This is a genomic window from Pseudomonas sp. PvP009, from assembly GCF_017832995.1.
In the GTDB taxonomy this organism is placed as follows: domain Bacteria; phylum Pseudomonadota; class Gammaproteobacteria; order Pseudomonadales; family Pseudomonadaceae; genus Aquipseudomonas; species Aquipseudomonas syringae.
Genome location: NZ_JAFIBG010000001.1, coordinates 480,485 through 495,000 on the forward strand (window position 1 = coordinate 480,485; position 14,516 = coordinate 495,000).

The 14,516-nt window shown below is 57.9% G+C and carries 17 protein-coding genes (1 of these 17 cut by a window edge); 9 read left to right on the forward strand and 8 right to left on the reverse strand.

Translation table 11 applies throughout. The annotated features are described in order from the left end of the window. The first annotated feature begins 157 nt into the window (after positions 1–157). Genes JOE29_RS02045 through JOE29_RS02060 form a run of 4 tightly spaced genes read left to right on the forward strand, consistent with a single transcriptional unit; the run spans position 158 to position 3,391 of the window. Complete coding sequence (locus tag JOE29_RS02045) at positions 158–757, forward strand: aminodeoxychorismate/anthranilate synthase component II (RefSeq protein WP_004415847.1); 600 nt, start codon at positions 158–160, stop codon at positions 755–757. Between the two features lie 21 nt (positions 758–778). Beyond that, positions 779–1,828, forward strand: coding sequence for an anthranilate phosphoribosyltransferase (trpD, locus tag JOE29_RS02050; RefSeq protein ID WP_003316297.1), 1,050 nt, complete (start codon positions 779–781; stop codon positions 1,826–1,828). Beyond that, complete coding sequence (gene trpC / locus JOE29_RS02055) at positions 1,825–2,661, forward strand: indole-3-glycerol phosphate synthase TrpC (protein WP_044313556.1); 837 nt, start codon at positions 1,825–1,827, stop codon at positions 2,659–2,661. Before trpD ends, trpC begins: the two co-directional genes overlap by 4 nt. 34 nt (positions 2,662–2,695) lie before the next feature. After that, positions 2,696–3,391, forward strand: coding sequence for a lipoate--protein ligase family protein (locus JOE29_RS02060; RefSeq protein ID WP_010419633.1), 696 nt, complete (start codon positions 2,696–2,698; stop codon positions 3,389–3,391). Positions 3,392–3,402: 11 nt separating this feature from the next. On the opposite strand, the gene crp is transcribed toward JOE29_RS02060, so the two are convergent. Beyond that, positions 3,403–4,047: a cAMP-activated global transcriptional regulator CRP gene (gene crp, locus JOE29_RS02065; RefSeq protein WP_003316301.1), complete on the reverse strand. Its 645-nt coding sequence runs from the start codon at positions 4,045–4,047 to the stop codon at positions 3,403–3,405. 202 nt (positions 4,048–4,249) lie between these two features. Here crp and JOE29_RS02070 point away from each other — a divergent pair, with 202 nt between their 5' ends. Together JOE29_RS02070 and speD are read left to right on the forward strand one after the other, a co-directional pair. After that, positions 4,250–4,672: an OsmC family protein gene (locus JOE29_RS02070; protein ID WP_003372688.1), complete on the forward strand. Its 423-nt coding sequence runs from the start codon at positions 4,250–4,252 to the stop codon at positions 4,670–4,672. Between the two features lie 242 nt (positions 4,673–4,914). Next, positions 4,915–5,709, forward strand: a complete 795-nt coding sequence (gene speD, locus JOE29_RS02075; RefSeq protein WP_003316303.1) for an adenosylmethionine decarboxylase — start codon at positions 4,915–4,917, stop codon at positions 5,707–5,709. Between the two features lie 69 nt (positions 5,710–5,778). Here the strand turns inward: speD and coq7 are convergent, their stop codons facing one another. The 5 genes from coq7 to hemJ all read right to left on the reverse strand — a co-directional run bounded on the left by coq7 (position 5,779) and on the right by hemJ (position 9,264). Then, a complete protein-coding gene (gene coq7 / locus JOE29_RS02080; RefSeq protein WP_003341080.1) occupies positions 5,779–6,426 on the reverse strand; it encodes a 2-polyprenyl-3-methyl-6-methoxy-1,4-benzoquinone monooxygenase in 648 nt (215 codons plus the stop codon). 121 nt (positions 6,427–6,547) lie between these two features. After that, the gene (locus tag JOE29_RS02085; RefSeq protein ID WP_210078757.1) at positions 6,548–6,886 is read right to left on the reverse strand and encodes a histidine triad nucleotide-binding protein; all 339 of its coding nucleotides are present in this window, start codon (positions 6,884–6,886) and stop codon (positions 6,548–6,550) included. Between the two features lie 103 nt (positions 6,887–6,989). Then, entirely contained in the window at positions 6,990–7,766 is a 777-nt protein-coding gene (locus JOE29_RS02090; RefSeq protein ID WP_003341077.1) for an SDR family oxidoreductase, read from the reverse strand. Positions 7,767–7,822: 56 nt separating this feature from the next. Next, positions 7,823–8,737 (reverse strand): DUF805 domain-containing protein, encoded by a 915-nt coding sequence (locus JOE29_RS02095; protein WP_017279832.1) that lies wholly within the window; start codon positions 8,735–8,737, stop codon positions 7,823–7,825. A 98-nt stretch (positions 8,738–8,835) separates the two neighbouring features. Beyond that, entirely contained in the window at positions 8,836–9,264 is a 429-nt protein-coding gene (gene hemJ, locus JOE29_RS02100; RefSeq protein WP_003316309.1) for a protoporphyrinogen oxidase HemJ, read from the reverse strand. A gap of 133 nt (positions 9,265–9,397) precedes the next feature. Between hemJ and argC the strand changes: the two genes are divergently transcribed. Together argC and erpA are read left to right on the forward strand one after the other, a co-directional pair. Beyond that, a complete protein-coding gene (gene argC, locus JOE29_RS02105; protein WP_003394860.1) occupies positions 9,398–10,432 on the forward strand; it encodes an N-acetyl-gamma-glutamyl-phosphate reductase in 1,035 nt (344 codons plus the stop codon). 236 nt (positions 10,433–10,668) lie between these two features. Further along, positions 10,669–11,019 (forward strand): iron-sulfur cluster insertion protein ErpA, encoded by a 351-nt coding sequence (gene erpA / locus JOE29_RS02110; RefSeq protein WP_002551953.1) that lies wholly within the window; start codon positions 10,669–10,671, stop codon positions 11,017–11,019. A gap of 60 nt (positions 11,020–11,079) precedes the next feature. On the opposite strand, the gene JOE29_RS02115 is transcribed toward erpA, so the two are convergent. Both JOE29_RS02115 and JOE29_RS02120 read right to left on the reverse strand, forming a co-directional pair. After that, positions 11,080–12,174 carry an anhydro-N-acetylmuramic acid kinase gene (locus JOE29_RS02115; RefSeq protein WP_003316311.1) on the reverse strand — a complete coding sequence of 365 codons (1,095 nt, stop codon included), beginning with the start codon at positions 12,172–12,174 and terminating at the stop codon, positions 11,080–11,082. Between the two features lie 3 nt (positions 12,175–12,177). Next, positions 12,178–13,605 (reverse strand): peptidoglycan DD-metalloendopeptidase family protein, encoded by a 1,428-nt coding sequence (locus JOE29_RS02120; RefSeq protein ID WP_210078758.1) that lies wholly within the window; start codon positions 13,603–13,605, stop codon positions 12,178–12,180. Positions 13,606–13,806: 201 nt separating this feature from the next. Between JOE29_RS02120 and tyrS the strand changes: the two genes are divergently transcribed. Continuing rightward, on the forward strand, positions 13,807–14,516 hold the 5' portion of the coding sequence (tyrS, locus tag JOE29_RS02125) for a tyrosine--tRNA ligase (RefSeq protein WP_003316314.1). The gene runs 502 nt beyond the window's last position; only the first 710 of its 1,212 coding nucleotides appear in the window; it begins with the start codon at positions 13,807–13,809; its stop codon lies beyond the right edge, outside the window.

Consider the following 14,516-nt stretch of genomic DNA (forward strand, 5'->3'; position numbering starts at 1 on the left):
ATTTCCTTGCCGGCCCTGCCGGACCCGTACCTGTATGCCTTCGATTTTTTGATGCTTTTCTCCGTCCCCCGGCCTTGTGGCTGACGTGGGGATGCATGAGTGAAGCAGAATCCGGAAGGCCTGAATCAAGTCAGTAAATCAAAAGGTTGATAGCAAAATGCTGCTGATGATCGATAACTACGATTCGTTTACCTACAACGTCGTGCAGTACCTCGGTGAGCTGGGGGCGGACGTCAAAGTCATTCGCAATGACGAACTGAGCATCGCCGAGATCGAAGCCCTGAACCCGGAGCACATCGTGGTCTCGCCTGGCCCGTGCACGCCCAATGAAGCCGGTGTCTCGCTTGACGTGATCAAGCACTTCGCGGGCAAACTGCCGATTCTGGGCGTGTGCCTGGGGCATCAGTCCATCGGTCAGGCCTTTGGCGGCGACGTGGTTCGTGCGCGTCAGGTCATGCATGGCAAAACCAGCCCGGTCATTCACCAAGACGGCGGGGTGTTCGATGGTTTGAATCATCCGTTGGTGGTCACCCGCTACCACTCGTTGGTGGTCAAACAGGATACGCTGCCCGACTGCCTGGAAGTGACGGCCTGGACTGCGCTGGAAGACGGTTCGGTCGATGAGATCATGGGCCTGCGCCACAAGACACTGAACGTCGAAGGGGTGCAGTTTCACCCCGAGTCGATCCTGACCGAGCAGGGCCACGAGCTGTTCGCCAATTTTCTCAAGCAGAGCGGCGGCCATCGTCAGGGCTAAGGATTTTTTATGAGTACCCCCATGGATATCAAAAGCGCGCTCAATCGCGTGGTCAACCAGCTGGACCTGACCACTGAAGAGATGAGCGATGTGATGCGCGAAATCATGACTGGCCAATGCACTGAAGCGCAGATCGGTGCGTTTCTGATGGGCATGCGCATGAAGAGCGAAACCATCGATGAAATCGTCGGTGCGGTTTCGGTGATGCGCGAGCTGGCCGGCAAGGTCGAACTGAAAACCCTGGATGGTGTGGTCGACATCGTGGGTACGGGCGGCGACGGCGCGAATATCTTCAACGTGTCCACGGCGTCTGCTTTCGTCATTGCCGCCGCAGGTTGCACGGTGGCCAAGCACGGTAATCGTGCTGTCTCGGGCAAAAGCGGCAGTGCTGATCTGCTCGAAGCCGCCGGGGTTTACCTGAACCTCACGCCTGTTCAGGTGGCGCGTTGCATCGACAGCGTGGGCATCGGTTTTATGTTCGCCCAGTCTCATCACACGGCCATGAAGCACACAGCCGGGCCGCGTCGCGAGCTGGGTCTGCGCACACTGTTCAATATGCTTGGCCCGCTGACCAATCCGGCCGGCGTTCGTCATCAGATCGTCGGCGTGTTCAACCAGGCGCTTTGCCGCCCGCTGGCCGAGGTGCTGCTGCGTCTGGGCAGCAAGCATGTGCTGGTGGTCCATTCGCAGGACGGCCTGGATGAATTCAGTCTGGCCGCACCGACCTTCGTGGCCGAGCTGAAAAACGGCGAAGTCACTGAATACTGGGTACAGCCCGAAGACCTAGGCATCAAAAGCCAGAGCCTGTACGGCCTTGCCGTGGAAAGCCCGGCGGCTTCGCTGGAGCTGATCCGCGATGCACTGGGACGCCGCAAGACCGAGAACGGTCAGAAAGCTGCGGAAATGATCGTGCTCAATGCCGGCGCCGCGCTTTATGCTGCAGATCACGCCACCAGCCTGAAAGAGGGCGTGGCCCTGGCGCACGATGCGTTGCACACGGGCCTGGCGCGGGAAAAACTGGAAGAGCTGGGTGCCTTCACGGCGGTATTCAAGCAGGAGAACGAAGCATGAGTGTGCCAACCGTACTGGAAAAGATCCTTGCCCGAAAGGCCGAGGAAGTCGCGGCTCGTCGTGCGATTGTGAGCCTGACCGAGCTTGAACAACAGGCAGCCCGGGCGGACGCGCCACGTGGCTTTGCCAACGCATTGATCACTCAGGCCAAGGCTAAACAGCCCGCCGTCATTGCGGAAATCAAGAAGGCTTCGCCGAGCAAGGGCGTCATCCGCGAACACTTCCTGCCGGGCGAGATCGCCAGAAGTTATCAGGCCGGTGGCGCGACCTGCCTGTCGGTGCTGACCGACGTGGACTTCTTTCAGGGCGCCGATGCCTATCTGCAGGAGGCCCGTGCGGCGTGCAACCTGCCGGTGATCCGCAAGGATTTCATGATCGACCCTTATCAGGTGGTCGAAGCACGTGCTCTGGGCGCTGACTGCATTCTGCTGATCGTGTCGGCACTGGATGACGTGCAACTGGCTGAACTGGCTGCCGTTGCCAAGGGCCTGAAGCTGGATGTGCTGGTCGAGGTGCACGATGGCGACGAGCTGGAGCGTGCACTCAAGACGCTCGATACACCGCTGGTGGGCATCAACAATCGTAACCTTCATACCTTTGAAGTGAGCCTGGAAACCACGCTGGATTTGCTGCCGCGTATCCCGCGTGATCGCCTGGTCGTCACCGAAAGCGGCATTCTCAATCGTGCGGATGTCGAGCTGATGGAAATCAGCGATGTCTATTCGTTTCTGGTGGGTGAGGCCTTCATGCGTGCCGAGCACCCTGGCGCCGAGCTGCAGCGGTTGTTCTTCCCTGAGCGCAAGATAGCGGTAAGCACTTCGTCCAGCGACTGAGCGCATTGAGCTGAACACCCTTACGAGGTCCGACGTGCAAGACTCGATCATCGACATTTGTGTCGAACAAGGCCTGCAGGCCGAGCAGGATCTTCTGGCGTCGGTCTGCTCCGGTGCGGCGGATCATGGGCTGTTGTTCTGGCGGCCCAATGATCGCGCGCTGGTGATGCCTCGGCGGATGAGCCGGTTACCGGGTTTTGCCGAGGCCAGCGAGACCCTGTCGGACAATGCATGGCCTGTTCTCTTGCGTGAAACCGGCGGCGAGCCAGTGCCGCAGTCCTCTGCCACGCTGAATATCGCGCTGGTCTACGCGCAATCGCCCACTGACGTTGATCGTGACCGTATAGAAACCGCCTACCTGCGATTGTGTCAGCCGATTCTCGATCTGTTGACCGAGTTGGGCGGGCAGGCTTCGCTGGGTGAGGTGGCTGGCGCATTCTGCGACGGCCGCTTCAACGTCAATCTCGATGGTCGCAAGATGGTTGGAACGGCTCAGCGCTGGCGTCAGAGTCAGGGCGGAACGCGTCCTGTAGTGCTGGCACACGGTGCCTTGCTGCTGGAAAACGAGCGCGTTCAGATGGCGATTGCGGTAAATCGCTTTAATGAGCTGTGCGAGCTTGAGCCGCGTGTTCAGGCCGAAAGCCACATTGCCCTGTATGAAGCGTTTCCTGGCGCTGATGTCCTGGAGCGTCTGGCGCAGACTTACCGGAAGCTGCTCGCTGCGCTCTGAATACCAAGGGCTCAGCGTGTCCCGTAGACCACCATGGTCTTTCCTTTGACGTTGACCAGGCTCTGTTCTTCAAGGGCCTTGAGCACACGTCCAACCATTTCCCTCGAGCAGCCGACGATGCGCCCGATTTCCTGGCGGGTAATCTTGATCTGCATGCCGTCCGGGTGAGTCATTGCATCCGGCTGCTTGCACAGCTCGAGCAACGTGCGAGCCACTCGCCCGGTGACGTCAAGGAACGCCAGATCACCGACCTTGCGCGTTGTGTTGCGCAGACGCTCAGCCATCTGGCTGCAGAGCGCATACAGGATTTCCGGCTCTTGCCTGGTCAGCTCGCGGAACGTGTCATATGAAATCTCGGCCACTTCGCATTCGGTCTTGGCCCGCACCCAGGCGCTGCGTACCGACTCCTTGCCCGGTTGCTCGAACAGGCCCAGTTCGCCGAAGAAATCCCCGCTGTTGAGGTAGGCGACGATCATCTCCCGGCGCTCGTCATCCTCGATCAGGACAGTGACTGAACCCTTGAGGATCAGAAACAACGATGCGGAGCGGTCACCGGCATTGATGATGTTGGTTTTCGCGGGGAGGCGGCGGCGTTCTGCATGGGGCAGCAGCTTGTCCAGACTGTTTGCTTTGGGCGTAAAGGTTATTGCGACCATGCGAGACTTCCGAAATAAGGTGTATGGCCAAATGGCATACCTATAGGTATCGGCTGCGCCTTTATTCTCGCCAGCTTTTCCAGACGTGTAGGAAGCTATTTGCGAACATTCCTACGCATTTCCTACAAAAGGCATTTCTTCCGGGCAGCTTTTGGCCCTGTGCTAAGCTGGCGACCCCTTTTTTTACAGTGGAGTCTTGGCGATGAAGGCACGCATCCAATGGGCTGGCGAAGCCATGTTCCTAGGCGAATCCGGCAGCGGTCATGTGGTGGTAATGGATGGTCCGCCGGAAAGCGGTGGTCGCAATCTGGGCGTACGCCCGATGGAAATGGTCTTGATCGGTCTGGGTGGCTGCAGCAACTTTGACGTTGTGAGCATTTTGAAAAAGTCGCGCCAACCTGTTGAAAGCTGCGAGGCATTTCTCGATGCCGAACGTGCCGATGAAGACCCGAAAGTGTTTACCAAAATTCATCTGCACTTCGTCGTCAAAGGACGAGGATTGAAAGAAGCGCAGGTCAAGCGAGCGATCGAACTGTCTGCAGAGAAGTATTGCTCGGCCTCGATCATGCTCGGCAACGCGGGTGTGAAGATCACTCACGATTATGAAATTGTCGAACTGGGCTGAACGCCAGACATCCAACGATCATAAAAACGGCGCACACTCTGGCAGACGGCTTCGGACGTCTGCATAATGCGCCACTTTTTACGGGCGCAGCATGTATTGGTTTTCTGCTGCCGGTCCGAACAGACAACCAAAATCGCCAACGCGAAGAGGTGTTAACCGTCCTACGCAGATGAGCCGGGCTCACCTGACGGGCATGCTTGATCACGCGGCTGGCGCCGCACCCATATAGAGAGTTTTTAACGGTGAAAAGCAAACTCAAGCTCCACGGGTTCAATAACCTGACAAAGACCTTGAGCTTCAACATTTATGACATCTGCTATGCGGAAACCCCGCAGGACCAGCAGGCGTACGTCGAGTACATCAACAGTGTGTACGACGCAGAACGCTTGACGCGGATTCTGACTGATGTTGTCGATATCATTGGTGCCAACATCCTGAACATTGCGCGTCAGGATTACGATCCACAAGGTGCCAGTGTGACCATTCTGATCTCGGAGCAGCCGGTGACGCCTACCGAAAGCCAGATCGAAGAGTCGCCAGGTCCACTGCCGGAAACCATCCTGGCGCACCTGGACAAGAGCCATATCACGGTCCACACCTACCCGGAAATTCATCCGGTTGACGGTATTGCCACGTTCCGCGTGGATATCGATGTGTCGACCTGTGGCGTTATTTCACCGCTCAAGGCGTTGAACTACCTGATCCATAAGTTCGAGTCGGATATCGTGACCGTCGATTATCGCGTGCGCGGCTTTACCCGTGACGTGGAAGGCAAGAAGCACTTCATCGACCACGAGATCAACTCGATCCAGAACTACCTGTCCGAAGACACGCGCAACGGTTACCAGATGACCGACGTGAACGTGTATCAGGAAAACCTGTTCCACACCAAGATGCTGCTCAAGCAGTTCGAACTGGACAACTACCTGTTTGGCGACGCCACCAGCAACTTGTCTCCCGAGCAGCGCGAGCAGGTGACCGCCAAGGTCAAACACGAAATGCTGGAAATCTTCTACGGCCGCAACGTCGCCGTATAAACCCGGATTCCGGACATTAAAAAGGCGCCTGATGCAGGCGCCTTTTTTATGGGCGTTGTATACGCATCGTCAGATGCGATAAGTCGACTTGGTCATGACCTTGGCCAGCACACCCATGCCGAACTTGACCGGTGCCGGAAAGCGAAAACCGCCTGCCTCCAGTGCGGACTCAGCGTGGTGTTCTTCATCGCTGAGCATCTGTTGCAGGATGGCCCGGGACTTACCGTCTTCGGTAGGCAGTTGCTCCAGATGTTCAGCCAGGTGCTTGCAGACCTGATCTTCGGTCGCCGCGACGAAACCCAGGCTGACCCGGTCGCTGATGACGCCGGCTATCGCGCCCATCCCGAAGGACAGGCTGTAGAACAGCGGGTTCAGCACACTGGTATGACTGCCAAGCTGATGGATGCGCTGTTCGCACCAGACCAGATGATCGATTTCTTCTTCAGCCGCATGCTCCATCGCCTTGCGCACCTTGGGCAGCTTTGCCGTCAGCGCCTGGCCCTGATAAAGCGCCTGGGCGCAGACTTCGCCGGTATGGTTGATGCGCATCAGACCCGCGACGTGGCGCGTGTCGACTTCGCTCATCTTGTGTTCAGGCTGAACAACCGCTGGGGAAGGGCGCTGCGAGTGCGCGCTGGACGGCAGCAAGGTGCGCATCGCGCTGTCGGCTTGCAGTAACAGACGGTCGAGGGGGGAGTATTGACGTTCGGTAGCCATGGGCACCTCCGGAAGATCATGCGGGCAGTTTACCCCAATCGGCCGGAGCGGGCAGGGCTTGTGTCATCCGACCAGCGCTGCTCACACGCGCTGGTCGGTCGGGAAGCCCGAAAACGCTGGCTCAGCCCGGTGGCCAGTTCATCTGACGCTGACCGAGTACGTGCATGTGAATGTGGTAGACGGTCTGCCCGCCCAGCTCATTGCAGTTCATCACCACGCGGAAGCCTTCTTCGCAGCCCAGTTCGAGGGCCAGACGCTGCGCCGTGAACAGGATATGTCCGGCCAGGCCTTTGTCTTCCTCGGTCAGATCGTTCAGGGTGCGGATAGGCCTTTTCGGGATAACCAGAAAATGCACGGGTGCCTGTGGGGCGATGTCGTGAAAGGCCAGGACCTGATCATCTTCATAGATGATCTTCGCCGGGATTTCCCGATTGATGATCTTGGTAAACAAAGTGTCCACAGCCGTTTGCTCCTTGTCGGTTGATGGTCGTCACAGGGTATCGCTGTGCTTCAGCGCGTCCGAGTGTACTGAGCGAGACGCGGTTCGCCCAGCCGTTTGTCGGTCAGCGTGGGCAGTATTTCTTGTTGATGTAGCCGCTGATCTGACGAGCCAGCCAGCGTGAAACCAGGCGCGGGCTGAGCGTCCACAACCGGTTACTGAAACCGGGTGTGATCACTGCGCGGTTTTTTGCCAGTGCGCGAACGGTATACAGCGCCACTTCTTCAGGGCTCATCAGGCTATCCACATTGACCTGCAACTGCGCGGTGCGGAAAAAAGCCGTCCTGGTCGGACCGGGGCACAGCACCGAGACCTTCACCCCGGCCTTCTTCACTTCCTCGCGCAGCCCCTCGGAAAAATGCAGGACATACGCCTTGCTTGCGTAATAAGTGCTCATCCATGGGCCGGGTTGGAACGCCGCCACCGAGGCAATGTTGAGTATCTGGCCGCCGCCTTGAATGGCCATCAGATTGCCGACCGTGTGGCACAGGCGCGTGAGGGCCAGAATGTTCAGATCGATCAGGTCCTGCTCGGCGCTCCAGTCCTGAGCCAGAAAAGGTCCGCACGTGCCGATGCCCGCAGCGTTGACCAGCAGATCGATCTGGTGGGCACCGTCTTCCAGCTCCAGCAGAAAGCCCGAGAGCCTCAGTGGCTCGCCCAGATCGCATGCTCGAAACAGCACTTCCACGCCAAAACGCTGAGTCAACTCCAGTGCAATTGTTTCCAGCAGATCGCGCTGGCGGGCGACCAGGATCAGGTTGCGACCGCGACGTGCCAGCGCTTCGGCCATCGCCAGGCCTATGCCGCTGGACGCGCCGGTGATCAGGGCGTAACGGGTCATGCAGTTCTCCATTGAGCGTGTTGCGACCGGCAGTCTGCCGAACCGTGAGCAGTCTATTACTTGTCGCTTTGTTCTTCGGACTCTATGTTGACATCCGCTGGCGCGGTCAAGGCACTGTCACGGCTTTCTTCGTCGTCATAGGGGAGGGATTGCTCGTATTCATCGGTCTGCAATTCCAACTCATCGCGCAGCATCCCTCCGCCGCCAGCGGTGAGCCCGATCACGACTATGGGGATGAGTAACACCCACAGAACGGCCAGAGTCTTAACACCTCTGGAATTTGGTGGCGACGGCGGGCCAAAAGCGTTTGGGCCTTTTGTTCCGGGCAGCAGGATCATCAGAAACGGGAAGACGCTGCCTACGAATGGCACCATGGTCAGCAGCAGAAGCCAGCCCGACCAACCCAGATCGTGCAGCCGCTGAACGCCGATCTGCGCTCCGATGACCGCGAACGCGACGAGCACCACTGCCATCAGCAGGCCGCCGGCGACCAGCGAACCGTTCATGACCAGCAGGCACACACCTACCAGCATCAGCGTCGCGGCGCTCAGTACCATGCTCCACGCCAGATAGCGCAAGCGCCCGATACGTCCATTGATACTCAGCACCTTCAGCGTTGAATGACCAGGCTGATCAGCGCCGACCTGTGCCTTGGGCGGTGCGTAGGGTGATATTTCCAGATGCGCGGGTTTAGGGGAGGGCTGGCTGACCACTTCGTCCAGACTCAGGCTGATTTCAATGTCCGGTTCGATACGTGCTTCGACGCCCGCATCGTTCAGCGCCTTCAAGTAGCGTTCCGCATCCTGGTAAGTAATCCCGCGCTTGAGCGCAACGGTTTGACCGCTGAACAGCTTCTGCACTGCAGACGGTTCGCTTTTGAACAGCCCCGCCAGGTTGGCCTTTGCGGTGTCGAGCTCGACACCTTCACGCACCTGCCCTTCAAACACAATCTTGAAGTGTGAATCGGCCATACGGGGCTTCCTTGTCTTTAAGTGAAAAACAGTGCCGGGCGCCTGCCTGAGACAGAGCGCCCTGTCGTGTTACTGATGAGGCCGGGCGAAGCTTGGAATCAGAAGGGTTTGACGATAACCAGAATGACGATGGCGATCAGGATCAGTACCGGGATTTCATTGAACCAGCGATAAAACACATGGCTGCGGCCATTTTCACCACGGGCAAAGCGTTTCATCTGTGCGCCGCAGACGTGGTGATAGCCGATCAGCAGGACAACCAGTGCGAGCTTGGCGTGCATCCAGCCCTGACTGAAATAACCGCTGGGGTCGAAGCTGATCAGCCAGCCGCCGAAGACCAGCGTTGCAATCATTGCCGGGGTCATGATGCCACGGTACAGCTTGCGCTCCATGACGATGAAACGCTCGCGGCTGACCGTGTCCTCACTCATCGAGTGATAGACGAACAGTCTTGGCAGATAGAACAGGGCTGCAAACCAGCAGACCATCGAGATGACATGAAGCGCTTTTATCCATAGATAGAGCATTTTTGATTATTCCCAGGTTCACGGTGGCCGAATAGTAGTGTCTTGTGCGCCCATACGTCACGTTGTCGGTTGTCGCAGAGGCGATAGGCTCCTATTATCGACCGCTTTCCAGTTGTTTCGTTGAGGGCAGGTTATGGTCAAGGTCGGTATCGTCGGCGGCACGGGTTACACCGGGGTCGAGTTGCTGCGTCTGTTGGCACAGCATCCGCAGGCAGAAGTAGTGGTCATTACCTCGCGCTCGGAGGCCGGCATGCCAGTCGCCGACATGTATCCGAACCTGCGCGGGCACTACGACGGCCTCGCGTTCAGCGTGCCTGACGTGAAAACTCTGGGGGCCTGTGACGTGGTGTTCTTCGCCACGCCTCACGGTGTCGCTCATGCCCTGGCCGGTGAACTGCTCGCGGCAGGCACCAAGGTGATCGACCTGTCTGCCGACTTCCGTCTGCAGGACCCTGTCGAGTGGGCCAAGTGGTACGGCCAGCCTCATGGTGCTCCGCAACTGTTGGAAGACGCGGTGTACGGGCTGCCGGAAGTCAACCGCGAGCAGATCAGGAGCGCGCGACTCATCGCCGTACCGGGTTGCTATCCGACCGCTACCCAGTTGGGTTTCCTGCCGCTGCTTGAAGCCGGTATTGCCGATAACACTCGTCTGATCGCCGACTGCAAATCTGGCGTGAGCGGTGCGGGCCGTGGTCTGAATATCGGTTCGCTGTACTCGGAAGCCAATGAAAGCTTCAAGGCCTACGCCGTGAAGGGTCACCGTCACCTGCCTGAAATCACCCAAGGGCTGCGTCGTGCTGCCGGTGGCGACATCGGCCTGACATTCGTGCCACACCTGGTGCCGATGATTCGTGGCATTCACTCCACGCTCTATGCAACGGTCACTGATCGCTCGGTGGACTTGCAGGCACTGTTCGAGAAGCGCTACGCCGACGAGCCATTCGTGGATGTGATGCCAGCGGGCAGCCATCCCGAAACCCGCAGTGTGCGTGGCGCCAACGTGTGTCGCATCGCGGTGCATCGTCCGCAGGGCGGCGATCTGGTCGTCGTGCTTTCGGTGATCGACAATCTGGTCAAAGGTGCGTCGGGCCAGGCGGTGCAGAACATGAACATCCTGTTCGGCCTTGATGAGCGCGCCGGGTTGTCTCATGCGGGCATGATGCCCTGAGGGAGGCAGCTTTGAGCTTCAAGCGGCAAGCTTCAAGTTGCAAGGCAAAGGCGGGCCGGCCATGCTCTTGTAGCTTGTAGCTTGTAGCTTGTAGCTTGTAGCTTGTAGCTTGTAGCTTGTAGCTTGTAGCTTGTAGCTTGTAGCCGCTCCCGATCAAATAGTTGACCGATTTTCTAGGAGAAGCGGATAATGCCGTCATTACGCATTACGACGGCTAACGCCGGGAGATATCAGACATGAGTGTCGAATCCTTCACGCCTACCGCTTTGGAGTTCACTCCAAATGCAGCGCACAAGGTGAAAACCCTGGTCGACGAAGAGGGCAATGATCGTCTCAAACTGCGTGTATTCGTTACAGGTGGCGGTTGCTCAGGTTTTCAGTACGGTTTTACTTTCGATGAAGATGTGGCAGACGATGACACCATCGTCGAGCGCGAGGGCGTAAGCCTGGTTGTCGATCCGATGAGCTTTCAGTACCTGGCCGGCGCAGAAGTCGATTATCAGGAAGGGCTTGAAGGGTCGCGATTCGTGATCAAGAACCCGAATGCCTCCACGACTTGTGGTTGCGGCTCTTCGTTTTCGATCTGATCGAAGCTTGCTGTAAACAAAACGCCGCTCATTGAGCGGCGTTTTGCATTACAGCAGGTATCAGGCGGGGTAGATCGCGCCCAGAACACGTCTGCCCTTGGCGCCGGTTACCGTCGGACGGTTGGCCGGAACGCCTTCGAGGCAGCAATGAGCCAGCCAGGCAAACGCCATCGCTTCAACCCAGTCAGGGTCTACGCCGAACTTCTCGGTACTGCTGACCTCGGTGCCGGGCAACAGCTCTGCAAGACGTTTCATCAGCGCCTTGTTATGCGCGCCGCCACCACAGACCAGAAGCTCCCGGGTAATGGCTTGGGCCGATTGCAGGGATTCGGTGATCGTCAACGCTGTCAGTTCCAGCAGAGTGGCCTGTACATCTTCTGGAGCCAGCGTTGGCAACTGGAACAGATGGTGGTGAACCCAGCCCAGGTTGAATACTTCCCGGCCTGTACTCTTGGGGCCCTTGGTCAGGAAAAACTGATCGCTGAGCAGTTTCTTGAGCAACGCAGAATCAACCTTGCCGCTCGCCGACCACGCGCCATCCTTGTCGTAGCTCTCGTGGCGCTGTGACTGTATCCATGCATCGAGCAGGACGTTACCGGGTCCGCAGTCGAAGCCTTCCACCGGGCGATCGGACTCGATCAGGCTCAAGTTGCTGAACCCGCCGATGTTCAATACGGCGCGATGATCCTTGTTGTCGTCGAACAGCGCTTCGTGGAAAGCCGGTACCAGAGGTGCGCCCTGGCCGCCTGCTGCGATATCGCGGCGGCGGAAGTCGCTGACCACGGTAATTTCAGTCAGCTCTGCCAGCAGCGCAGGGTTGCCGATCTGAATGCTGTAGCCGCGCGCAGGCTCATGGCGAATAGTCTGGCCGTGGCTGCCGATGGCGCGAATCTGAGCGGGCACCATGTTTTGATCTTCCAGCAAGGTCTGCACGCCCTGTGCGACCAGCCTGCACCACTTTTGCTCTGCAATTGCCGCACGCGCAAGCTCATCCGCGCCGCTGGAGCAAAGCCCCAGCAGCTCGGCATACAGGTCTTCGGGCATGGGGATGTAGTGAGTGGCCAGAAGCCTTGATCGGTCATCCTGCTTCAAAAGGGCGATATCAATCCCATCGAGACTGCTGCCAGACATCACACCTATATAGAAGAAGTCCATGGATTACCTTTTATTCGAGGCCAGCGTGGTGGCTTTTTCCTGATCCATGCGCGCCATCAACGGCTGGCTTTGCTGCATGAACCGCTGTTTTTCGGATTTGGCGATCGGGTCCGCCATCGGAAGCTTCTGGCCCAGTGGGTCTACGTGAACGCCATTGACCTGAAACTCGTAGTGCAAGTGCGGGCCTGTGGACAGGCCGGTAGTTCCAATATAGCCGATAACCTGACCTTGCTTGACAGTGCCGCCGGTCTGTATGCCTTTGGCGAAGCCCTGCATGTGGCCATACAGCGTACGGTAAGTGTCGCCGTGCTGAATGATGACGGTATTGCCGTATCCGCCACGGCGGCCGGCGAGCAGGACCTTGCCATCGCCGGTTGCCTTGATCGGCGTACCACGTGGCGCTGCGTAATCGACGCCTGTGTGGGCGCGGATCTTGTTGAGAATCGGGTGCTTGCGGCCCATCGAGAACATCGAGCTGATGCGGGCGAAGTCTACCGGGGTACGGATGAACGCCTTGCGCATGCTGTTGCCGTCAGCCGTGTAGTAGTTGGTATTGCCCTGCTTGTTGGTGTAGCGAACGGCGGTGTAGGTCTTGCCCCGGTTAGTGAAGCGGGCGGACAGGATATTCCCTGTGCCTACGCTCTTGCCGTTGACCACTTTCTGTTCGTATACCACATCGAATTCGTCACCCTTGCGGATGTCCTGCGCGAAGTCGATGTCGTAGCCAAAGATATTGGCCATGTCCATCGTCATGCTATGAGTCAGGCCGGCACGCTGCGCGGACTGCGACAGGGAGCTGTTGATCACCCCGTGTACGTAGGCGTTACGCACGTTGGGCTTGCTGATCTCGCGATTGAATGCGTAACCGCCAGTTGCTGTCTTCGACAGGCTGATGGACTCGACTTCGCTGAGCTTGGTATGCAATTGCTTGAGCTGGCCGTCCGGCGTCAGCTCGAACTGCAGCGTCTGTCCATTCTGCAGCTTGCTGAACTGCTTGGCTTGCTTGTCGCTGGCCAGTACTTCATGAACGGTAGCAGCTGGCAGCCCGACCTTTTCAAACAGGGTCGACAGCGTGTCGCCCTTGCTGACGGTGACTTCCCTGTGAGCAGGATCCTTCGCAGCGGCTGGCGCGGGTTTTTCTGCCTGAGGCTGTGCACTGGCGGTGTCTTGAGCCTGATCGTCGGCATTGTCGATCTGGGCAAATGGCGATTCGGTGGTTTCAGGTGTGGCTTGAGTGGCTTGTTGAGCGTCTTGATCTTGTACGTCCTGATCCGGTGCCTCCAGATCAAGCGGAATGTTGGTTCGTTTGGCTTCGACTTCGCTGGACGGAAAAACCAGGAGAGCCAGGCTCAACAATGCGGCGATGCCGCTTGCAGCGAGCAGGTGACTCTTCGGATAAAGCGGGGGCGCTTTAGGCGGTGTGTCTTTCATAGGTAATTTGACTTTGAAAAAGGTGAAATGGAAAAGATGAATGACATGATGAAGATGAAATAACTGTATAAAATATAACCAAAACCTGCTCGAAGCAACCCTTCCCGCGTATCGGTCACTGATTCGCAGGCAAACGCTGGGCAAAACTTGTAATTGGGCTCTGATCTTGTAAGGTTGGCTCCCTTTGAATTGGGGACTGAAATGAAGTCGGTTGAAGAGCAGCTGGCGCTGATCAAGCGCGGTGCAGATGAACTCCTGGTCGAGGCCGAGCTGGTCGAGAAGCTGAAGCGTGGCCAGCCACTGCGTATCAAAGCTGGTTTCGATCCGACTGCACCTGATCTGCACCTTGGGCACACCGTGCTTATTAACAAGCTGCGGCAGTTCCAGGATCTGGGGCATCAGATCATCTTCCTGATCGGTGATTTCACCGGCATGATCGGCGACCCGAGCGGTAAAAGCGCCACGCGTCCGCCGCTCACCCGTGAGCAGGTCCTCGACTACGCCGAAACCTACAAGTCTCAGGTCTTCAAGATTCTCGATCCGGCCAAGACCGAAGTTGCATTCAACTCGACCTGGATGGACCAACTGAGTCCGGCTGACTTCATTCGCCTGTCTTCGCAGTACACGGTAGCGCGGATGCTCGAGCGTGACGATTTCGACAAGCGCTATAAAAGCAATCAGTCCATTGCCATTCACGAATTCCTTTACCCGCTGGTGCAGGGCTATGACTCCGTGGCTTTGAAGGCCGACGTCGAGCTGGGCGGCACCGATCAGAAATTCAATCTGCTGATGGGGCGCGAGCTTCAGCGTGCTTATGGGCAGGAGCCGCAGTGCATTCTGACCATGCCGTTGCTGGAAGGCCTGGATGGCGTGAAGAAGATGTCCAAGTCGCTGGGCAACTACGTCGGCAT

What these genes read in the sequence shown, in the direction of transcription:
- JOE29_RS02045 (WP_004415847.1), top strand. Translation starts at nt 158, where the DNA reads ATGCTGCTGATGATCGATAACTACGATTCGTTTACCTACAACGTCGTG.
- trpD (WP_003316297.1), top strand. Translation starts at nt 779, where the DNA reads ATGGATATCAAAAGCGCGCTCAATCGCGTGGTCAACCAGCTGGACCTG.
- trpC (WP_044313556.1), top strand. Translation starts at nt 1,825, where the DNA reads ATGAGTGTGCCAACCGTACTGGAAAAGATCCTTGCCCGAAAGGCCGAG.
- crp (WP_003316301.1), bottom strand. Translation starts at nt 4,047, where the DNA reads ATGGTCGCAATAACCTTTACGCCCAAAGCAAACAGTCTGGACAAGCTG.
- JOE29_RS02070 (WP_003372688.1), top strand. Translation starts at nt 4,250, where the DNA reads ATGAAGGCACGCATCCAATGGGCTGGCGAAGCCATGTTCCTAGGCGAA.
- coq7 (WP_003341080.1), bottom strand. Translation starts at nt 6,426, where the DNA reads ATGGCTACCGAACGTCAATACTCCCCCCTCGACCGTCTGTTACTGCAA.
- JOE29_RS02090 (WP_003341077.1), bottom strand. Translation starts at nt 7,766, where the DNA reads ATGACCCGTTACGCCCTGATCACCGGCGCGTCCAGCGGCATAGGCCTG.
- JOE29_RS02095 (WP_017279832.1), bottom strand. Translation starts at nt 8,737, where the DNA reads ATGGCCGATTCACACTTCAAGATTGTGTTTGAAGGGCAGGTGCGTGAA.
- hemJ (WP_003316309.1), bottom strand. Translation starts at nt 9,264, where the DNA reads ATGCTCTATCTATGGATAAAAGCGCTTCATGTCATCTCGATGGTCTGC.
- argC (WP_003394860.1), top strand. Translation starts at nt 9,398, where the DNA reads ATGGTCAAGGTCGGTATCGTCGGCGGCACGGGTTACACCGGGGTCGAG.
- erpA (WP_002551953.1), top strand. Translation starts at nt 10,669, where the DNA reads ATGAGTGTCGAATCCTTCACGCCTACCGCTTTGGAGTTCACTCCAAAT.
- JOE29_RS02115 (WP_003316311.1), bottom strand. Translation starts at nt 12,174, where the DNA reads ATGGACTTCTTCTATATAGGTGTGATGTCTGGCAGCAGTCTCGATGGG.
- JOE29_RS02120 (WP_210078758.1), bottom strand. Translation starts at nt 13,605, where the DNA reads ATGAAAGACACACCGCCTAAAGCGCCCCCGCTTTATCCGAAGAGTCAC.